Below are 16,114 nucleotides of genomic sequence, written 5' to 3'. Positions count from 1 at the left end.
TTTCTATGAGTAAAAAAGTAATTACAATCTTGCTGATGTCTGCTTTAGTACTTTCTCTTGCTTGTGGCTGTAAAAATAATGATACTGAAAATACAAGCAGTACGGATTCTAAAGTAGAGAGTTCTGTAAGTTCAAGCACAGAAAGTAGTAAACAGAGTGAATCAAAAGCGGAGAGTAGTAAGCAGAGCGAAGCAAGCACTGATAAAGACTACGAAGAAATGATGAGCTATGTTAATAAACTTTCTCCGGAACTTACAGCTAATCAAGTTATTGACATCTTAGGAGAACCAGATGCTTATTCTGGTTCTGGAATTCAGTATACATATTGGTATTTCGGTAAGCATCATATATTGATGGAAGATCTTAATTACCGTATTACTATATATGATGATAGAACCGGTAAAAGTACAGAAATATATACCCAAAAAAGAGCTTTGAGCAGTCAGCAGACTGAATCAGAGACAGTAAGTAGCGAGTAAAACGAAAAAGGTCGGTACATAGTGTGCTGACCTTTTTTAAATGACTTTAAAATATTAAAAGTTTACATAATTGTTATAATTGCTTAGTTATTGTAATACTGTTATAAAATTATTGACTTAATTAAACAAAAATGATATTATAAAAATATACAGAAGTATAATAGTTGAAATGAGGGATTTCCAATGGTTTGTAATTTTTTAATAAAATATAGAATATAAGGAGGACTTTCTATGAGTAAAAAAGTAATTGCAATCTTGCTGATGTCTACCTTGGTGCTTTCTCTTGCTTGTGGTTGTAAAAATAATGATACTGAAAGTACAAGTAGTACAGTTTCTAAAACAGAGAGTTCTGTAAGCTCAAGCACAGAAAGTAGTAAACAGACTGAATCAAAAACAGAGAGCAGTAAACAAAGTGAATCAAGTACTGATAAAGATTACGAAGAAATGATGAGCTATGTAAATAAACTTTCACCAGAACTTACAGGTAATCAAGTTATTGACATCTTAGGAAAACCAGATGCTTATTTTGGTTCTGGAATTCAGTATACATATTGGTATTTCGGTAAGCATTATATATTGATGGAAGATCTTAATTACCGTATTACTATATATGATGATAGAACCGGTAAAAGTACAGAAATATATACCCAAAAAGAGCTTTGAGCAGTCAGCAGACTGAATCAGAGACAGTAAGTAGCGAGTAAAACGAAAAAGGTCGGTACATAGTGTGCTGACCTTTTTTAAATGACTTTAAAACATTAAAAATTTACAATTTTGTTACTTTCACTTATTTTAACGAAATTTGTTAAAATATATTGACTTATTTTAACAAGTGTGATATTATAAATTTATACAAATGTAAACTTATATAGAAAGGAAAAAACCAATGATATAAGATATTTTTATAGGTTTGATTATGGTAATGCTTTATCTAATGAGAAAGTAGTTATTTTTAGAACTTGTAATGCAGGAGAGAGGAACTTCTGCAAAAAATATGCTGATTATTGGACAAAATTTTATCATTTGGGCTTTGATGGAGGCACTGGAAATCGTTTGTTGAGGGGTGGAGGAGGTTTGACATTATAATGATTGTAAAAAATATAAAAAAGATTTGTGCTGTTATTATAATATTGATATTTATATCAGTTAGTACGTTTTTAATTGATAGCTGTTTAGCTGAAGATAATAAATCTCCAATATTTTCTTTTCCATATGCACATATAAATGATGGTGGCTCGGTTTGCTATTTGGGATTGGGCTATCAAATTATCAAATGGAAAACTTATTCTGAAGATTTGAAGTTTTATAATGTTGGTGTTGAAAAACACTATATTTTTGGAATAAATTTATATCCAGAAAAACCTAATGTTCAATTGGTTATAAAAAACGATACAAGTTTATAAAGGAGGATTTATATGAAAAAATACAAGTATTTAAGTATATATACTGTAATTATAGCTGTGATAATAGTTATGTCAATAAATGTATATGCGGGCAATATTAAAATTAAGGATATAACAATAAATGATGAATGTTCAAAAAGAATTGGTGCTTTAACATATTTAAATGGGGAACCAATGGATGTTCAGTATAAAGAAACTAGGATAAATAATGAGTCTAATAAGGAAAATCATGTATATACTGATAAATCAAAAAATCAATATATATTTAATGAATATGGGAATATGATTGGTTTTATTTCTGTGGTGAACCAGAATAATCTGGATACGATAAATTCAATAAAAATTTCTGCCGATGATCGTAGACATATATGTGAAGATTTTTTATCTCAACAAATTGGTAGTATATTAGGTTATAAATATTTTGGAGAAACTTATGTTGATGAACAAGGGTATTATGAACTGTTGTATTATAAGATGATAAATGGAATTAAAACTTCAGATTTTATATTTATTGATATATCACCTACAGGAGATATAGTTGCATTTGCAGCACCAAATATAAATTGTTTTTCAGAGATAAAAGTTCCAGAATTTTCAGTTGATGATTATAGCGAGAATATTTTTGATATATTAAATCAAAAATATCCTAATATGATAAGTTATGATATTAAAGATGCAATTTTACAAAAAAATTTAAATAGTATAGATTTGGTGGTATACATTGAAGTTAGTTTATCTGATACTAATAAAAGTTATAAACAAGGTGATAATGTTACTGTAACAATAATATGAGTATATTTCTAGCAATTTGAAAGAATAAAAACTACGAGTTTAAATAATTGAATGAAAATATATAATATAACAATCTAAATAAATTACGGACTATAAATTATGTGAAAACTGCCAAAAACAAAAAAAGCTATTGACTTTTTAAGACCACTGGTATATACTAACACTTGTAAACAGCAATGGCGCTGTAGAACGACAAAAGGTTCTACAGCGTCATTTTTTATTCAGAAAAAACTTACAAAGGATAGGTGTTGAGTAATGTCAAGTGTACCTGAGATGTTTGGAAGTCTTGTTTTCAACGACTCTACTATGAAAGAAAGATTGCCTAAAGATATTTATAAGGCATTCAAAAAGACTATTGATGAGGGAAAACCTCTTGATTTGACTATCGCAAATGCAGTTGCTAATGCTATGAAGGATTGGGCAGTAGAAAAGGGTGCAACCCATTACACACACTGGTTCCAGCCTATGACTGGCATTACTGCTGAAAAGCATGATAGCTTTATCTCTCCTGTTGGCGATAAGGTTATTATGGAATTCTCTGGCAAGGAACTTATCAAGGGCGAGCCTGACGCATCAAGCTTCCCATCAGGCGGTATCCGTGCTACTTTTGAAGCAAGAGGATATACAGCTTGGGACCCTACTTCATATGCGTTTATTAAGGACGGTTCACTTTGCATTCCAACAGCTTTTTGCTCATATACTGGTGAGGTTCTTGATAAGAAAACTCCGCTTCTCCGTTCTATGGAGGCTATCAATACACAGGCTCTTAGAATTCTTAAACTTTTCGGCAACACAGAGGCTAAGAGAGTTATTACAACAGTTGGCCCTGAGCAGGAATACTTCCTCATTGATAAGGAAATGTATAAAAAGCGTAAAGACCTTATCTACTGCGGAAGAACACTTTTCGGTGCAAGACCTCCTAAGGGTCAGGAACTCGAGGACCATTACTTCGGCGTAATTAAGCCAAGAGTTTCTGCTTATATGAAGGAGCTTGATGAAGAGCTTTGGAAGCTTGGCATTCTTGCTAAAACAAAGCATAACGAAGTTGCTCCTGCACAGCACGAGCTTGCTCCTATTTTTACTACATCAAATGTTGCAACTGACCACAATCAGCTTACAATGGAGATGATGAAGAAGGTTGCTGACCGTCATGGTCTTGTTTGCTTGCTCCACGAGAAGCCATTCGCAGGCGTAAACGGAAGTGGTAAGCACAATAACTGGTCAATGTCCACAGACCTCGGAGAGAACCTCCTCGAGCCAGGCAAGAAGCCAAGCGAAAACAAGCAGTTCCTTCTCTTCCTTGCAGCTGTTATCAAGGGTGTTGATGAATATCAGGACCTCCTCAGAATTTCTGTTGCAAGTGCAGGCAATGATCACCGTCTTGGTGCTAACGAGGCTCCTCCTGCTATTATTTCTATCTTCCTCGGTGATGAACTCAAGGATATTCTTGATGCTATCGAAACAGGTACAGAATACCATGCACAGGGTAGAGCTATTATGGACACTAAGGTTGCTGTTCTCCCTAACTTCTATAAGGATACAACAGACCGTAACAGAACTTCACCGTTTGCATTTACAGGCAATAAGTTTGAATTTAGAATGGCGGGTTCTGCTGAAAACATCGGTTGCCCTAACGAAATGCTCAACACAATCGTAGCAGAAGAACTTGAGCAGTTCGCAGATGTTCTCGAGAAGGCAGACGATTTTGATAAGGCTGTTATCGACCTTGTCAGAAAAACATATCAAGAGCATAAGAGGATTGTATTTAACGGTGATAACTACTCTGATGAGTGGCTTGAAGAGGCAGAAAGAAGAGGTCTTTATAACCTCAGATCTATGCCAGAGGCTATGCCTCATTATGTTGCTGAGAAGAACCTCAAGCTCTTCAAGAAGCACGGAATCTTTACTGAGGCAGAGGTTCGTGCAAGATATGAAATTCAGCTCGAGAACTACTCTAAGATTATCAACATTGAAGCTCTTACAACACTTGATATGGCTAAGAAGGATATCGTTCCTGCTGTTGTTAAGTATTTGAAGCTTCTTGCTGATTCTGCAAGTGTAATGAAATCTGTTGATAGTGAGATTTGCACTTGTGCAGAAACAGAGCTTCTTAAAAAGCTTTCTGCACTTCTCACAGACTTTACTAAGAAGATTGATGTTCTTGATAAGGCTGTTGTTGGTGCTAAGGATTACACAGATGTTCAGGAGCTTGCTAACTACTATAGGAATTCTGTATTTGCGGCAATGCAGGAGCTTAGAGCAGTAGCTGATGAGATGGAATCAAATATGTCTGCTGAATACTGGCCATATCCATCATACGGAAAGTTGCTTTTCAGCGTCTGATTTAGAGCTACATATGAAGGGGATAAAGGGGTAACTCTATATAAATGAGATAATAAAATGCGGAGTTCTTGCTACCGCATTTTATTATACAATATTTTGAGATTTTTAATATTTAAAAATGAGAGGGGAAATAGATTATGGGCGAATATTCTGCTGTAAATACCATATGGGTATTAGTTGGTGCGGCACTTGTTTTTTTCATGCAGGCAGGCTTCGCAATGGTCGAAACAGGTTTCACAAGGGCTAAAAATGCTGGTAACATCATTATGAAAAACTTGATGGATTTCTGTATCGGCACACCACTTTATTGGCTGGTTGGTTTCGGAATAATGTTTGGAACATCTTCAGCATTTTTCGGAAACATTGACCTCTTTGCGGTAGGAGGTTACAGCGGTGCATATGATAGCATACTTCCTGACGGAGTTCCGTTATATGCATATATGATTTTCCAGACAGTTTTCTGTGCAACATCAGCAACAATCGTTTCTGGTGCTATGGCAGAAAGAACTAAGTTCAGTGCTTATTGCGTATATTCAGCAATCATCAGCTTGATTATTTATCCGATTTCAGGACACTGGATTTGGGGCGGTGGCTGGCTTGCACAGCTTGGCTTCCACGATTTCGCAGGTTCTACAACAGTTCATATGGTTGGCGGTGTTGCAGCACTTGTTGGTGCAATCTTCCTCGGACCTCGTATCGGTAAGTATGGCAAAGACGGCAAGCCAAGAGCAATTCCAGGTCATAGCTTGACACTTGGTGCTTTGGGTGTATTCATTCTTTGGTTCTGCTGGTTCGGATTTAATGGTGCTTCAACTGTTTCTATGACAGGTGATGACACAATCGCAAATGCAGGTTTGGTTTTCTATACAACTAACCTTTGCACAGCAGTTTCTACACTCACAGTTATGTTTATTACTTGGGTTAAGTATAAGAAACCTGATGTTTCTATGACACTGAATGGTTCTCTTGCAGGACTTGTTGCTATTACTGCTGGTTGTGATACAGTTGAGCCTTGGGCTGCTGCTGTTATCGGTGTAATTGCAGGTTTCGTAGTAGTATTTGGTATTGAATTTATTGATAAGGTTTGCAAGATTGATGACCCTGTTGGTGCAGTTGGTGTTCACGGAATGTGCGGCTTTGTTGGAACAATCTGTGTAGGTATTTTCTCTAATGGCTACGGTACAAAGGGCAAGGGTCTTATATATGGTGAATTTGAATGTTTAGGCATTCAAACACTCGGTGCTGTGGTAGTTGCACTTTATGTAGCAATTGCTATGACAATCGTATTCTTTGTAATCAAGCATACAATGGGACTTCGTGCTTCAAGAGAAGAAGAAATCAAGGGTCTTGATATTACAGAGCATGGCTTGGTAAGCTCTTATGCAGACTTTATGCCAAATGTATCTTCTGTTGCTCTTGATGATACAGACGCTGATGTTGGTGAAGTTCCTGTTAATGAGGCTGTTCCTGTACAGGTTGCATTTACTCCTAAGGAAAAGAACACAGTCACAGCCTCTGATGTTAAGCTTTCTAAGATTGATATTGTTCTCAAGCAATCTAAGTTTGAAGACCTGAAGAATGCACTTAATGAAATCGGTGTAACAGGTATGACAGTAACTCAGGTTCTCGGCTGTGGCGTACAGAAGGGTAAAACTGAATACTATCGTGGTGTTGAGGTTGAGATGAACCTTCTTCCTAAGGTTCAGGTTGAAATCGTTGTTTGCAAGGTTCCGGTTAAGGCTGTTATTGATGCGGCAGTAAAGGCACTTTATACTGGACATATTGGCGATGGTAAGATTTTCGTATATGATGTTGAAGATGTTGTCAAGGTAAGAACTGGTGAAACAGGTTGCGACGCACTTCAAGGTGAAGACGATATTTGATTATCGCATTTAGGGTACTTACATATACTTTCTGAATAAATTTGCGGCAAGCTTGCTCTTGGGTTATTACTCAAGGGCAAGCTTCATTTTTGCAGAAAATTCTGTAAAATATTTTTTTAAAAGACTTGACTTTTTATTGATGGTTTGATATAATATCATTCGTTGACAAGAGATGTCAAAAAAGTTGATATTTGCGAGTGTGCTGGAATTGGCAGACAGGCACGTTTGAGGGGCGTGTGTTTTACGACGTACGGGTTCAAGTCCCGTCACTCGCACCAGATTATTACGGTGGTTTTGAAAAATCACCGTATTTTTTGTTATAGTATGTATCAGAATTTTTAGATATTAGGCAAATGAAGAAGTATATTCCATAGGATTTGAATGATGTTAAGTACTTGATTATTAAAGTAATTTTGGAAATCCTGTTGCGTTTATGGTAACTGAAACCAATCGTTTGAAAATGCTGTTTATTTTTCCAACAAATTCAAGAGTCTGCTATCAACGAAAAGAATATATAAGAGGTTGGATTTTATAAGCATTTAGGCTTTGAAATATATAAACTAACTGATTGTGATAAGGAAAGAAAATCTTAATTAATAAAAATTTGTAAAATTATTTAAAAAAGTTCTTGACAACTAAAATACTTTTTGATATAATACTACTTGTTGAAAAGACAAATTGATATTTGCGAGTGTGCTGGAATTGGCAGACAGGCACGTTTGAGGGGCGTGTGTTTTACGACGTACGGGTTCAAGTCCCGTCACTCGCACCAAATTTATGAAGTCCGTTGCATACGCAACGGGCTTTTTCGTCAATAAATTTTTATTTGGAGAAAACAAATATGAATCAATCGGAAAGACAACTATATTTAATAGATGCACTTCTTGGTGAACAACCTATGGGCAAAGGTGCTTTTATACCTCAAGGGGAAACTGAGCGTTGGAATTTTCTTCGTTCGCTTTTTAATATCCGTATGCCTAAGAGAGCAAGTGAGAAATTTATTGAAATTCAGAACGAATTTTTGCAAGAAGAAATCCGCAAAAAGGGTATAACTGATATTTCTGAGCTTGAGCCTATAATTGATGATATTTACCTATGGAAAGGTGACATAACAACTCTTAAATGTGGTGCAATCGTAAATGCTGCAAATTCTGAGCTGCTTGGTTGCTTTAATCCTAATCATTTATGTATTGATAATACAATTCATACTTATGCGGGAATACAGCTAAGGCTTGAATGTAATGATATTATGAAAGCTCAAGGACACAGTGAACCAATAGGAAAAGCAAAGATTACATCTGCTTATAATCTTCCAAGTAAATATATTATTCATACTGTTGGACCGATGATTTTTAATAAGGTTATGAAGAAGGATTGTGACGCACTTGAAAGCTGTTATCGTTCTTGCCTATCGCTTGCTGATGAATATGATGTAAACAGCATTGCGTTTTGCTGTATTTCTACAGGTGAATTTAAATTTCCTAATAATGTAGCCGCAGAGCTTGCAGTGAGAAGTGTAAAAAGATATAAGCAAGAAACAGGCAGTAAGATTAAAGTTATTTTTAATGTATTTAGGGAAAATGATAATCAAATTTATAAAAAATTACTTGAAGAATAAATGGAGGTTAAGACTATGAATGAAACTATAAAAAATATGATTGAGAGAAGGAGCATCAGAAAATATACTTCTGAGCCAGTTCCACAAGAGATTATTGATGAAATAGTTGAGGCTGGAACATATGCCGCAACAGGCAGAAATGCTCAATCGCCAATTATTATTGAGGTTACTAATAAGGAATTAAGAGATAGGCTTTCTGCTCTTAATGCAAAGATTATGGACAAAGAGGAAGGCTTTGACCCATTTTATGGTGCAAATACAGTTTTGATTGTTCTTGCAGATAAATCAAAACCTACTTATCTTTATGACGGCTCTCTTGTTATGGGAAATCTTATGCTTGCTGCCCATTCGCTTGGAATTGGTAGCTGTTGGATTCATAGAGCAAAAGAAGAATTTGAGATGCCAGAGGGTAAGGAAATTCTTAAACAGCTTGGCATAGAGGGCGATTATGAGGGCATAGGACACTGCATTTTAGGCTATACTGATGGCGATATGCCAAAGCCACATAAACGCAAGGATTCTTATGTTTATAAGATAAAATAAGTTATAAAAGACTTCATATACACAGTGTTTTTATGGACAATTCCATATTAAATACTGTGTATTTTTATGTTCAATTTTGCCATTTATGTATTATAAATTTATTGTAACTTGACTTTTGTGTATTGGGTGATTATTATATATTTTATAGGAGAATTATTTATTGTTATTATTTTAGCTTAATAGCCTTTACTTTTAGGGGAATTTAATATAAACTTTGGCTACTTTTGTGTCATTTTATAATGGCTTTTAAAGTGATATTTCTATTTCTGTCGAGGGCAGTTTTAATATAATTAAAATTAAAACGGAGGTCTAAAGTTTGGATACAAAAAAAAAGAAAATATCTGGAAAAACGGTTTTTAATTTCATAGTTTTTGCTTTGTGTGGCTTTATGATTGTATACTTCTGCTTTTCTAAAGGTGGTTTGGTAGAACTTATAAACTCATCACAACAAATAAATATTTTTTGGCTTATGCTTGCCATAGGTGCGCATTTACTTAATATTGTAATTGATGCAGTGATTTTACATAGATTTTTAAATCTTTCAACTAATGGTGTTAAGATAACTCATAGCATAAAGGCTGCATTGGCAGGACAATTTTTCTGTGCCGTTACACCTAGCTCTACGGGTGGTCAGCCTATGCAGATTATGATTTTATCACATTATGGTGTTGATGCCGGGAAGGCAACATCTGCACTCGTTCAAAAGTTTCTCGTATGGCAGTTTACATTGACAGGATATACAATAGCTGTAATACTTCTGAAATTTAATTTCTTCGCCGAGCGTTTAAGTCCGTTTCTTTGGGTTATGTCTGCGATAGGCTTTATCGTTCAAGCGGCTATGATATTTATACTTATATTAGTATCATTTTCACACAAAATTACATTCAGGCTTATAAAATGGTTCTGTAAGATAGGAAACAAGCTTAGATTTATTAAAAATCCTGAAAAGACTCTTGATAAGATTGAGCAACAGCTTGTATACTTCCACAAGAGTAATAAAGAGCTTTCTGAACACAAAGGTTTTCTTGCTATAAATTATATTCTTACAATAATACAAATGACAGCTATATATATTGTTCCATATTGTGTTTATCGTGCATTAAGCCCTGATAGCACTATCAATGTTGGAGTTTTTGATATTATTAGTGCCCAATCATTTGTAAATATGGTTTCAAGCCTTGTGCCGCTTCCTGGTGCATCTGGTGCGGCAGAGCTTAGCTTCGCTGGGTTCTTTAGCGGTATTTTTGATGAAACTACTATGAAATCTGCTATTCTTATCTGGAGAACTATTACTTATTATGGAACAATATTCATTTCAGCTCCATTCTCTGGTATGGGAAAGAAGAAAGCAACAGAGCTTGTTACTGAAATGCAGGAAGACATTGAAGAAGTTGAGGAAGAACTTGAGATAGGGGAAAAAAGTGGTGAATGATTTATGGGTGATATAAATAAGCCAGAGATAAGCATCATTATACCTATATATAATGTTGAGAAATATCTTAGTCGTTGCCTTGGTTCTGTCGAAAAGCAAACCTTTAAGGATTTTGAGGTTATTATGGTTGATGATGGTTCCACTGATGGCAGTGCAGGTATTGCAAAGGAATTTGCAAAAAGAGATGAAAGATTTAAATTTTTCTCAAGAGAAAATTTAGGTGCATCTAAAACCCGTAACTTTGCTATGGAACAAGCCACTGGAGAATATATTTCTTTTATAGATTCTGATGATTATGTTTCTTATAATTTTCTTGCAGTGCTTTATTTAGCTATTAAGCGTAGTGATGCAGATATTGCTATGTGTGGATTTAATATTCATTATGAGCAAAACGCTAAGAATAAATCTGTTAAAAGCCTTAAGGCAGGAGAATATAGCAGAGATGAAGCTTTGGGATATTTGCTTAAAGATAATGAGATTCGTTTCTTTATATGGAATAAGCTTTGGAAAACAGATTTGCTGAAGAATAACGATATTCAATTCAGGGATATGTATTATGAAGATATTCTTTTTTGCACAAGGGCTTTTGCCCAAATAAATAAACTTGTAGTAGTAGATAAGAAAGCTTATTACTATTCAAGAAGAACTAAGACTTTTCTTGAATCATCTATGAGCGATAAAAGAATTAACGATTATATCTATACAGTAGAATTTTTGCGTAAATTTCTTGAGGAAAACAATCTTTATGAGAAATATAAGGATTGCTTTAAGGTTCATGCAAATCATGTCTATTGGTCTTTACCTATTTTGAATATTCAAGCAAGTCATAGCTCAAAGAAAAAAGGTTGTATAAAGAGAATTATTGATGGCAGAAAACAAGTCAAAAAGTATAAGCCATAAATAAATTTTATATAAATCAGGCAGGAGGTATTATAATGCAGGAAACTAAAAATCCCGAAATCAGTATAATAATTCCTGTCTATAATGTGGAGCCTTATATAAGAAGATGCCTTAATTCTATTAAAGCTCAGACTTTTACTGACTTTGAAGCCATTATTGTTGATGACTCGTCGCCTGATGGAAGTATTAAAATTGCTATGGAATTTGTTGCGGGTGATTCAAGATTTAAGATAATTACTCGTGAAAATGGCGGTCTTAGTGCGGCAAGAAACACTGGGATAGAACATTCAGTAGGCAGATATATAGCTTTTATTGATAGCGATGATTTTATTGCTCCAACTTATCTTGAAAAGCTTTATAATGCTTGTGAGGAAAATAATGCTGATATGTCATACTGTGGCTTTACTTATTATATTGATAAGAACGGTATGAAAAAAAATCAGATGTTTATTGTTAAAGATTGTGTTATGGAACATAATGAGGCTGTGGCAAGAATTATAAGTGACCACGGACTTCATAGCTATGCTTGGAACAAGCTATATAAACGCACAATTTTTACTGAACATAAGATTACATATCCTACTATGTATTTTGAGGATGTTGCTACAAGCCCGAAAACAGTTTTTTATGCAAATAAGCTTGCTGTTGTTGGGGAATGTCTTTATTTCTATGTTAAGCGTCAGGGTAGTATTCTTAGTACAATGAATGTTAAGAAAATAAATGACTTGCTTTATTCGGTTATGATTATAAGCAACTTTTTGAGAAGAAATGGCGAATATGCTTCTTTTGAAAATGAAATTAGGCGAATAATTACAAAGTTTAAACTTGTTAATATCTATTCAATTATAAGACAGCATATTTTAGCTTTTTCGTTTAAAGGTATGCACAGCAATCTTAAGACAAACTTTAAAATGGCAAGATATATTTTAGATTGCGAATGGACACCAACAGAAGGCTTACCAGAATTGCCTTATGCTGTTAAAGCACCAATTAAAAAAGATAAAAAATAATATTCTGAGGGGCGAATTATTTTCGCTCCTTTTATTATTTGTGTCCATATAGGCAAGTATAGTTTGCCCTACGCTTAGTTAATAAACTTCCATAAGATAATTAAAAGTTTCGCTCAAGCCTTTTTAAAGGCTTGCAGGGTCGAGGGACGAAGTCCCTCGTGGGTGTTAAGGGCAAAGCCCTTAACATCTCTTGCCAAAAGGTCCGCTCAAATCGGTAGTTTATTGGTAACTTCTTAATTATTAGCAATAAACTGCTTAAGCCTAAAAATATATTATTTTAGTTTTTATCAGAATTTAGAATAATTTCGAAAAAAATAAAAAAACTTTTGAAAAAAGCTTGACATTTAAAAGCTTATATGGTATTATAATTCTCGCAGTCACAACAGTGGCGAAGATAAATGGAGAGGTGTCCGAGTGGTTTAAGGAGCTAGTCTTGAAAACTAGTGATCCCGAAAGGGACCAAGGGTTCGAATCCCTTCCTCTCCGCCAATTTTTATTATTTTATTTGTTTTATTTACCATTGGAGGATTACCCAAGTGGTGAAGGGGCTCCCCTGCTAAGGGAGTAGGTCGGGAAACCGGCGCGAGGGTTCAAATCCCTTGTCCTCCGCCATAAGTCCACCGTAATTTTGATAGAATTGCGGTGGACTTTTTCTATGCCTGAAAACCGCATGAAATCAAGGTTTTCACCATTCCAGAGCATAAACGAACCCCGCCACAGAGCAATTCTGCGGCAGGGTTTTGTGCGTTTTAGGAGGATTGTGGCTTTCTGCTCTGCCATAATCGTTAAACTGGGGATATTTGTTTAATCAGTTAAGTTTCTATTATTGGTACCTTTGAGGATTGTCGTGCTGTTTCGCTGTGGGACGCCACCCTTCCAGTTCTTTGTCCAGACCGACATGGAGAACTTTGTAAGGGGCGAGGAAGTCGTCGATACCTTGTTTCAGACTGTATGTATAAATGTGTTCGCCGAAGTAAGAAATATTGGATACCTCTTACTTCGGCGTAGTAGCCACTTCACCAACGAGCGAAACGCTGCATCAGGCTGTGAGAATTCTTCTCGGCTTCTGAAAATTCGTAGTCGATTTGGTCAATCAGTCACACCGCAGTTTCGTTCCATGGGGTATAACTCCAAGCACAGCTTTCGGGAATATAGCGGAATAATCAGCGTTTCCTGTACGGTGTTTTTCTCAATCTTGTGTTTCATTTCAACGAATGAATATCATAATGTTTTCTCTAATCTTATCCCAGTGACACATCAAGCATCATCATCACACTGAAGCCGACTGCAAAGAAAACCGTTCCTATGTTGGAATGCTTTCCCTGCGACATTTCGGGAATTAGCTCCTCCACCACAACATAGAGCATTGCACCTGCGGCAAAGCTCAAAAGATACGGTAGTGCCGGAATCACGAGCTGTGCCGCAAGGAGTGTCAGTACTGCGCCGATAGGCTCAACTATTCCCGAAAGGACGCCGCCGAGAAATGCTCTGCCTTTACTTTCGCCCTCGGCTCGGAGAGGCATGGATATTATAGCACCTTCGGGAAAATTCTGAATGGCAATGCCTATTGATAAGGCGAGTGCACTCGCCGCCGTAATTTGCGTATTTCCCGCAAGAAAGCCCGCATACATCACACCCACCGCCATTCCTTCGGGAATGTTATGCAGTGTCACCGCCAACACCATCATAGTGGTGCGACCGAGCTTGCTTTTCGGCCCTTCTGCCTGGTCACTCCCTATGTGAAGATGTGGAATCAGTCGGTCAAGCATGAGCAAAAACAGCACACCGAACCAAAATCCGATAAAGGCGGGGAGGAAGGAGAGCTTGCCCATATTTTTCGCTTGCTCTATCGCTGGAATCAGTAGGCTCCAAATAGATGCCGCAACCATAACTCCTGCGGCAAAGCCCGCGAGTGCACGCTGCACCGAAACACCAAGTGACTTTTTCATAAATAAAACACACGCCGAGCCGAGCGTCGTTCCGAGAAAGGGAATCAATATTCCGAATAATATTTCCATTTGCTTCACCGCCTTTGAGTTGCGTTTTTATTTGTGTCTTCTGAATCCCGCCTGGTCCCAGTATTCGGAATGCTTCTTTTAAGTATGAGTCTTTATCACCACAGATAATATAGTCGCATTTGCAGTCGTCCACGCAGTTGAATGTCCGTATCAGACTTGTGTTGAGTAGCTCCTCCGTTGCCAGTTATGCCGTAAATTCATAATAGGTGGGCTTATCTTTATTGTAAGGTGCAACTATCATCTCATAATGTGCCATTTGTCACAGCCACATTTCGCCCGAACGAATGCTTTGTACATCAGCTTTTTCCAGAACGGCTTGTTGCAGTCAACAAACATCAGTTTGCGGAAGGTCGGCAGAATCAGATTTTTTCTCCATTACTATGAGACATGAAAAGCCGTTCACCGTGACTGTTTCATAATACACCTTGTAGTCGGTAGACATAAATACGCCACGATGGAGGTTTTGCTTTTCGATTTTCTTTCGAAGCACGTCCTACGGCAAGGCGAATTTCTTTTTCGTGATAGAGAGCTTGTATATGCAAAAATGCTCAAGCTTTATTTCCTCATTTTCGTGCTGTGACGCACAGCCAGCCCGCTTTATTCTTGTGTATCTGAATATCTTGAAATTTGGCCTGCTCCAAATACACATTTAATTCAGTGTCCTTATAGATGGTCATACCGTCTATTATATCCGTCCACTTTTCGTCCTTGTTTGTATCGCCGTTGCTTTCGTTGCAGATAAGAAAGGTTCCGCCAGGTTTCAGCACTCGCCAAACCTCTCTAAAGCACTGTGACAAGTCGGGCCAGAAATAGATTGTTTCAAAGGCCGTGACCACATCGAACTGCTCCGATTCAAACGGCAACTCTGATACGCTTGCACACAATACGGTGCAGCGTCCTTTTGTAATGGCAGATTTGTTGACTTTCTTTGATTTTTCTACGCTGACGGTTGAATAGTCGATGCCTTTTACAATACCCTGCGGGCATTTTTTCAGCATTCTTTTAATGTTTGCTCCGCCACCGCAGCCACAATCCAACACCTTGTCGTCCGGAGTAAGTTTCAAAAAGCGAAGTCCCCACCTCGCCACGGCACTATGTCCAATGTTCATCATATCAACCATAATTTTCCCGCCAAACCCCTCAGGCTTGCGAGTGTTTTCAAAAAATGACATTTTATCATACCTCCGATTTTGCACATTCGGTATAAGTTAATGGGAATGATGCTTTCAGGGTGGTGCTTTTCAGCACTGTCCAAGCATTCTGCCACAGGAAATTCAGATATTCCTTGTAGAGATGGAAGCCTGCAAATCTCCTGAAAAATGCCTTAACCTTGCCGAAAAACGAATTTTCAGAGTAGGTGAGGGTTGAAACAATCAAAACACCTTCGTCCTTCAGTAGCAGTTCAGTGTTCGTTGCAAGCTTAGCCACTGTCTTAGCTTTCACAATCAGTTGAATAAGTTTGTACATCTTTTTATATGCCTCCTAATCCTTTTGTATGAAGTAGTTGTATAAACTGGCATTTCTGTCCCTAGAATTCTTGTGTTCTAACATTGCTATCATTCCTTTTTTGTTAGATTTGTCTAAACATATAAAGCAAAAAGTTAGGTTGAACTAACTTATGCATCTTTGAAAAGCCACATCTCTGTGACATTTTGGCTTATTCAAATAATTCCCTGCAAGTGCCGTGCAATAG

Annotated in this window: 14 protein-coding genes, 4 tRNA genes and 1 pseudogene; 15 read left to right on the top strand and 4 right to left on the bottom strand. The window is 36.7% G+C overall.

The features are described from left to right. Nucleotides 1–5 precede the first annotated feature (5 nt). From C9914_RS03445 to C9914_RS03375, 15 genes are all read left to right on the top strand, one after another. Nucleotides 6–479, top strand: a complete 474-nt coding sequence (locus C9914_RS03445; RefSeq protein WP_106763409.1) for a hypothetical protein — start codon at nucleotides 6–8, stop codon at nucleotides 477–479. A gap of 231 nt (nucleotides 480–710) precedes the next feature. Next, the gene (locus C9914_RS03440; RefSeq protein WP_106763407.1) at nucleotides 711–1,142 is read left to right on the top strand and encodes a hypothetical protein; all 432 of its coding nucleotides are present in this window, start codon (nucleotides 711–713) and stop codon (nucleotides 1,140–1,142) included. Nucleotides 1,143–1,564: 422 nt separating this feature from the next. Then, entirely contained in the window at nucleotides 1,565–1,882 is a 318-nt protein-coding gene (locus tag C9914_RS03435) for a hypothetical protein (RefSeq protein ID WP_106763406.1), read from the top strand. A 12-nt stretch (nucleotides 1,883–1,894) separates the two neighbouring features. Then, nucleotides 1,895–2,674, top strand: coding sequence for a hypothetical protein (locus C9914_RS03430; protein ID WP_106763405.1), 780 nt, complete (start codon nucleotides 1,895–1,897; stop codon nucleotides 2,672–2,674). A gap of 255 nt (nucleotides 2,675–2,929) precedes the next feature. Beyond that, nucleotides 2,930–5,017 carry a glutamine synthetase III family protein gene (locus C9914_RS03425; protein WP_106763403.1) on the top strand — a complete coding sequence of 696 codons (2,088 nt, stop codon included), beginning with the start codon at nucleotides 2,930–2,932 and terminating at the stop codon, nucleotides 5,015–5,017. Nucleotides 5,018–5,154: 137 nt separating this feature from the next. Beyond that, on the top strand, nucleotides 5,155–6,900 hold the full coding sequence (locus C9914_RS03420; protein ID WP_106763401.1) for an ammonium transporter: 1,746 nt from the start codon (nucleotides 5,155–5,157) through the stop codon (nucleotides 6,898–6,900). Nucleotides 6,901–7,093: 193 nt separating this feature from the next. After that, nucleotides 7,094–7,178: transfer RNA gene (locus C9914_RS03415), tRNA-Leu, on the top strand. Between the two features lie 409 nt (nucleotides 7,179–7,587). Continuing rightward, a tRNA-Leu gene (locus C9914_RS03410) sits at nucleotides 7,588–7,672 on the top strand. Between the two features lie 69 nt (nucleotides 7,673–7,741). Then, on the top strand, nucleotides 7,742–8,518 hold the full coding sequence (locus tag C9914_RS03405) for a protein-ADP-ribose hydrolase (RefSeq protein ID WP_106763399.1): 777 nt from the start codon (nucleotides 7,742–7,744) through the stop codon (nucleotides 8,516–8,518). Between the two features lie 15 nt (nucleotides 8,519–8,533). Continuing rightward, nucleotides 8,534–9,061, top strand: a complete 528-nt coding sequence (locus C9914_RS03400) for a nitroreductase (protein ID WP_106763397.1) — start codon at nucleotides 8,534–8,536, stop codon at nucleotides 9,059–9,061. A gap of 316 nt (nucleotides 9,062–9,377) precedes the next feature. After that, a complete protein-coding gene (locus tag C9914_RS03395; protein ID WP_106763395.1) occupies nucleotides 9,378–10,493 on the top strand; it encodes a lysylphosphatidylglycerol synthase transmembrane domain-containing protein in 1,116 nt (371 codons plus the stop codon). Nucleotides 10,494–10,496: 3 nt separating this feature from the next. Beyond that, the gene (locus tag C9914_RS03390) at nucleotides 10,497–11,393 is read left to right on the top strand and encodes a glycosyltransferase family 2 protein (protein ID WP_106763393.1); all 897 of its coding nucleotides are present in this window, start codon (nucleotides 10,497–10,499) and stop codon (nucleotides 11,391–11,393) included. 35 nt (nucleotides 11,394–11,428) lie between these two features. Further along, complete coding sequence (locus tag C9914_RS03385; RefSeq protein ID WP_106763391.1) at nucleotides 11,429–12,403, top strand: glycosyltransferase family 2 protein; 975 nt, start codon at nucleotides 11,429–11,431, stop codon at nucleotides 12,401–12,403. Between the two features lie 400 nt (nucleotides 12,404–12,803). Then, a tRNA-Ser gene (locus tag C9914_RS03380) sits at nucleotides 12,804–12,892 on the top strand. Between the two features lie 33 nt (nucleotides 12,893–12,925). Beyond that, a tRNA-Ser gene (locus C9914_RS03375) sits at nucleotides 12,926–13,015 on the top strand. Nucleotides 13,016–13,431: 416 nt separating this feature from the next. On the opposite strand, the pseudogene C9914_RS11730 reads toward C9914_RS03375, so the two are convergent. The 4 genes and pseudogenes from C9914_RS11730 to C9914_RS03350 form a co-directional block, all read right to left on the bottom strand. Further along, nucleotides 13,432–13,609, bottom strand: a pseudogene (locus C9914_RS11730) (class I SAM-dependent methyltransferase); the annotation flags it as partial. A 35-nt stretch (nucleotides 13,610–13,644) separates the two neighbouring features. Beyond that, on the bottom strand, nucleotides 13,645–14,421 hold the full coding sequence (locus tag C9914_RS03365; protein ID WP_106763389.1) for a ZIP family metal transporter: 777 nt from the start codon (nucleotides 14,419–14,421) through the stop codon (nucleotides 13,645–13,647). Nucleotides 14,422–14,984: 563 nt separating this feature from the next. Continuing rightward, entirely contained in the window at nucleotides 14,985–15,593 is a 609-nt protein-coding gene (locus tag C9914_RS03355; RefSeq protein WP_106763388.1) for a class I SAM-dependent methyltransferase, read from the bottom strand. A gap of 4 nt (nucleotides 15,594–15,597) precedes the next feature. Next, nucleotides 15,598–15,888: a hypothetical protein gene (locus C9914_RS03350; protein WP_242972050.1), complete on the bottom strand. Its 291-nt coding sequence runs from the start codon at nucleotides 15,886–15,888 to the stop codon at nucleotides 15,598–15,600. Between the last annotated feature and the right edge of the window lie 226 nt (nucleotides 15,889–16,114).

Source organism: Pseudoruminococcus massiliensis, from assembly GCF_900291955.1.
GTDB lineage: Bacteria > Bacillota > Clostridia > Oscillospirales > Acutalibacteraceae > Pseudoruminococcus > Pseudoruminococcus massiliensis.
Note: the sequence above shows the minus strand (reverse complement) of the source record. Positions and strands in the feature narration are given on the sequence as shown.

What these genes read in the sequence shown, in the direction of transcription:
- C9914_RS03445 (WP_106763409.1), top strand. Translation starts at nt 6, where the DNA reads ATGAGTAAAAAAGTAATTACAATCTTGCTGATGTCTGCTTTAGTACTT.
- C9914_RS03440 (WP_106763407.1), top strand. Translation starts at nt 711, where the DNA reads ATGAGTAAAAAAGTAATTGCAATCTTGCTGATGTCTACCTTGGTGCTT.
- C9914_RS03435 (WP_106763406.1), top strand. Translation starts at nt 1,565, where the DNA reads ATGATTGTAAAAAATATAAAAAAGATTTGTGCTGTTATTATAATATTG.
- C9914_RS03430 (WP_106763405.1), top strand. Translation starts at nt 1,895, where the DNA reads ATGAAAAAATACAAGTATTTAAGTATATATACTGTAATTATAGCTGTG.
- C9914_RS03425 (WP_106763403.1), top strand. Translation starts at nt 2,930, where the DNA reads ATGTCAAGTGTACCTGAGATGTTTGGAAGTCTTGTTTTCAACGACTCT.
- C9914_RS03420 (WP_106763401.1), top strand. Translation starts at nt 5,155, where the DNA reads ATGGGCGAATATTCTGCTGTAAATACCATATGGGTATTAGTTGGTGCG.
- C9914_RS03405 (WP_106763399.1), top strand. Translation starts at nt 7,742, where the DNA reads ATGAATCAATCGGAAAGACAACTATATTTAATAGATGCACTTCTTGGT.
- C9914_RS03400 (WP_106763397.1), top strand. Translation starts at nt 8,534, where the DNA reads ATGAATGAAACTATAAAAAATATGATTGAGAGAAGGAGCATCAGAAAA.
- C9914_RS03390 (WP_106763393.1), top strand. Translation starts at nt 10,497, where the DNA reads ATGGGTGATATAAATAAGCCAGAGATAAGCATCATTATACCTATATAT.
- C9914_RS03385 (WP_106763391.1), top strand. Translation starts at nt 11,429, where the DNA reads ATGCAGGAAACTAAAAATCCCGAAATCAGTATAATAATTCCTGTCTAT.
- C9914_RS03365 (WP_106763389.1), bottom strand. Translation starts at nt 14,421, where the DNA reads ATGGAAATATTATTCGGAATATTGATTCCCTTTCTCGGAACGACGCTC.
- C9914_RS03355 (WP_106763388.1), bottom strand. Translation starts at nt 15,593, where the DNA reads ATGTCATTTTTTGAAAACACTCGCAAGCCTGAGGGGTTTGGCGGGAAA.
- C9914_RS03350 (WP_242972050.1), bottom strand. Translation starts at nt 15,888, where the DNA reads ATGTACAAACTTATTCAACTGATTGTGAAAGCTAAGACAGTGGCTAAG.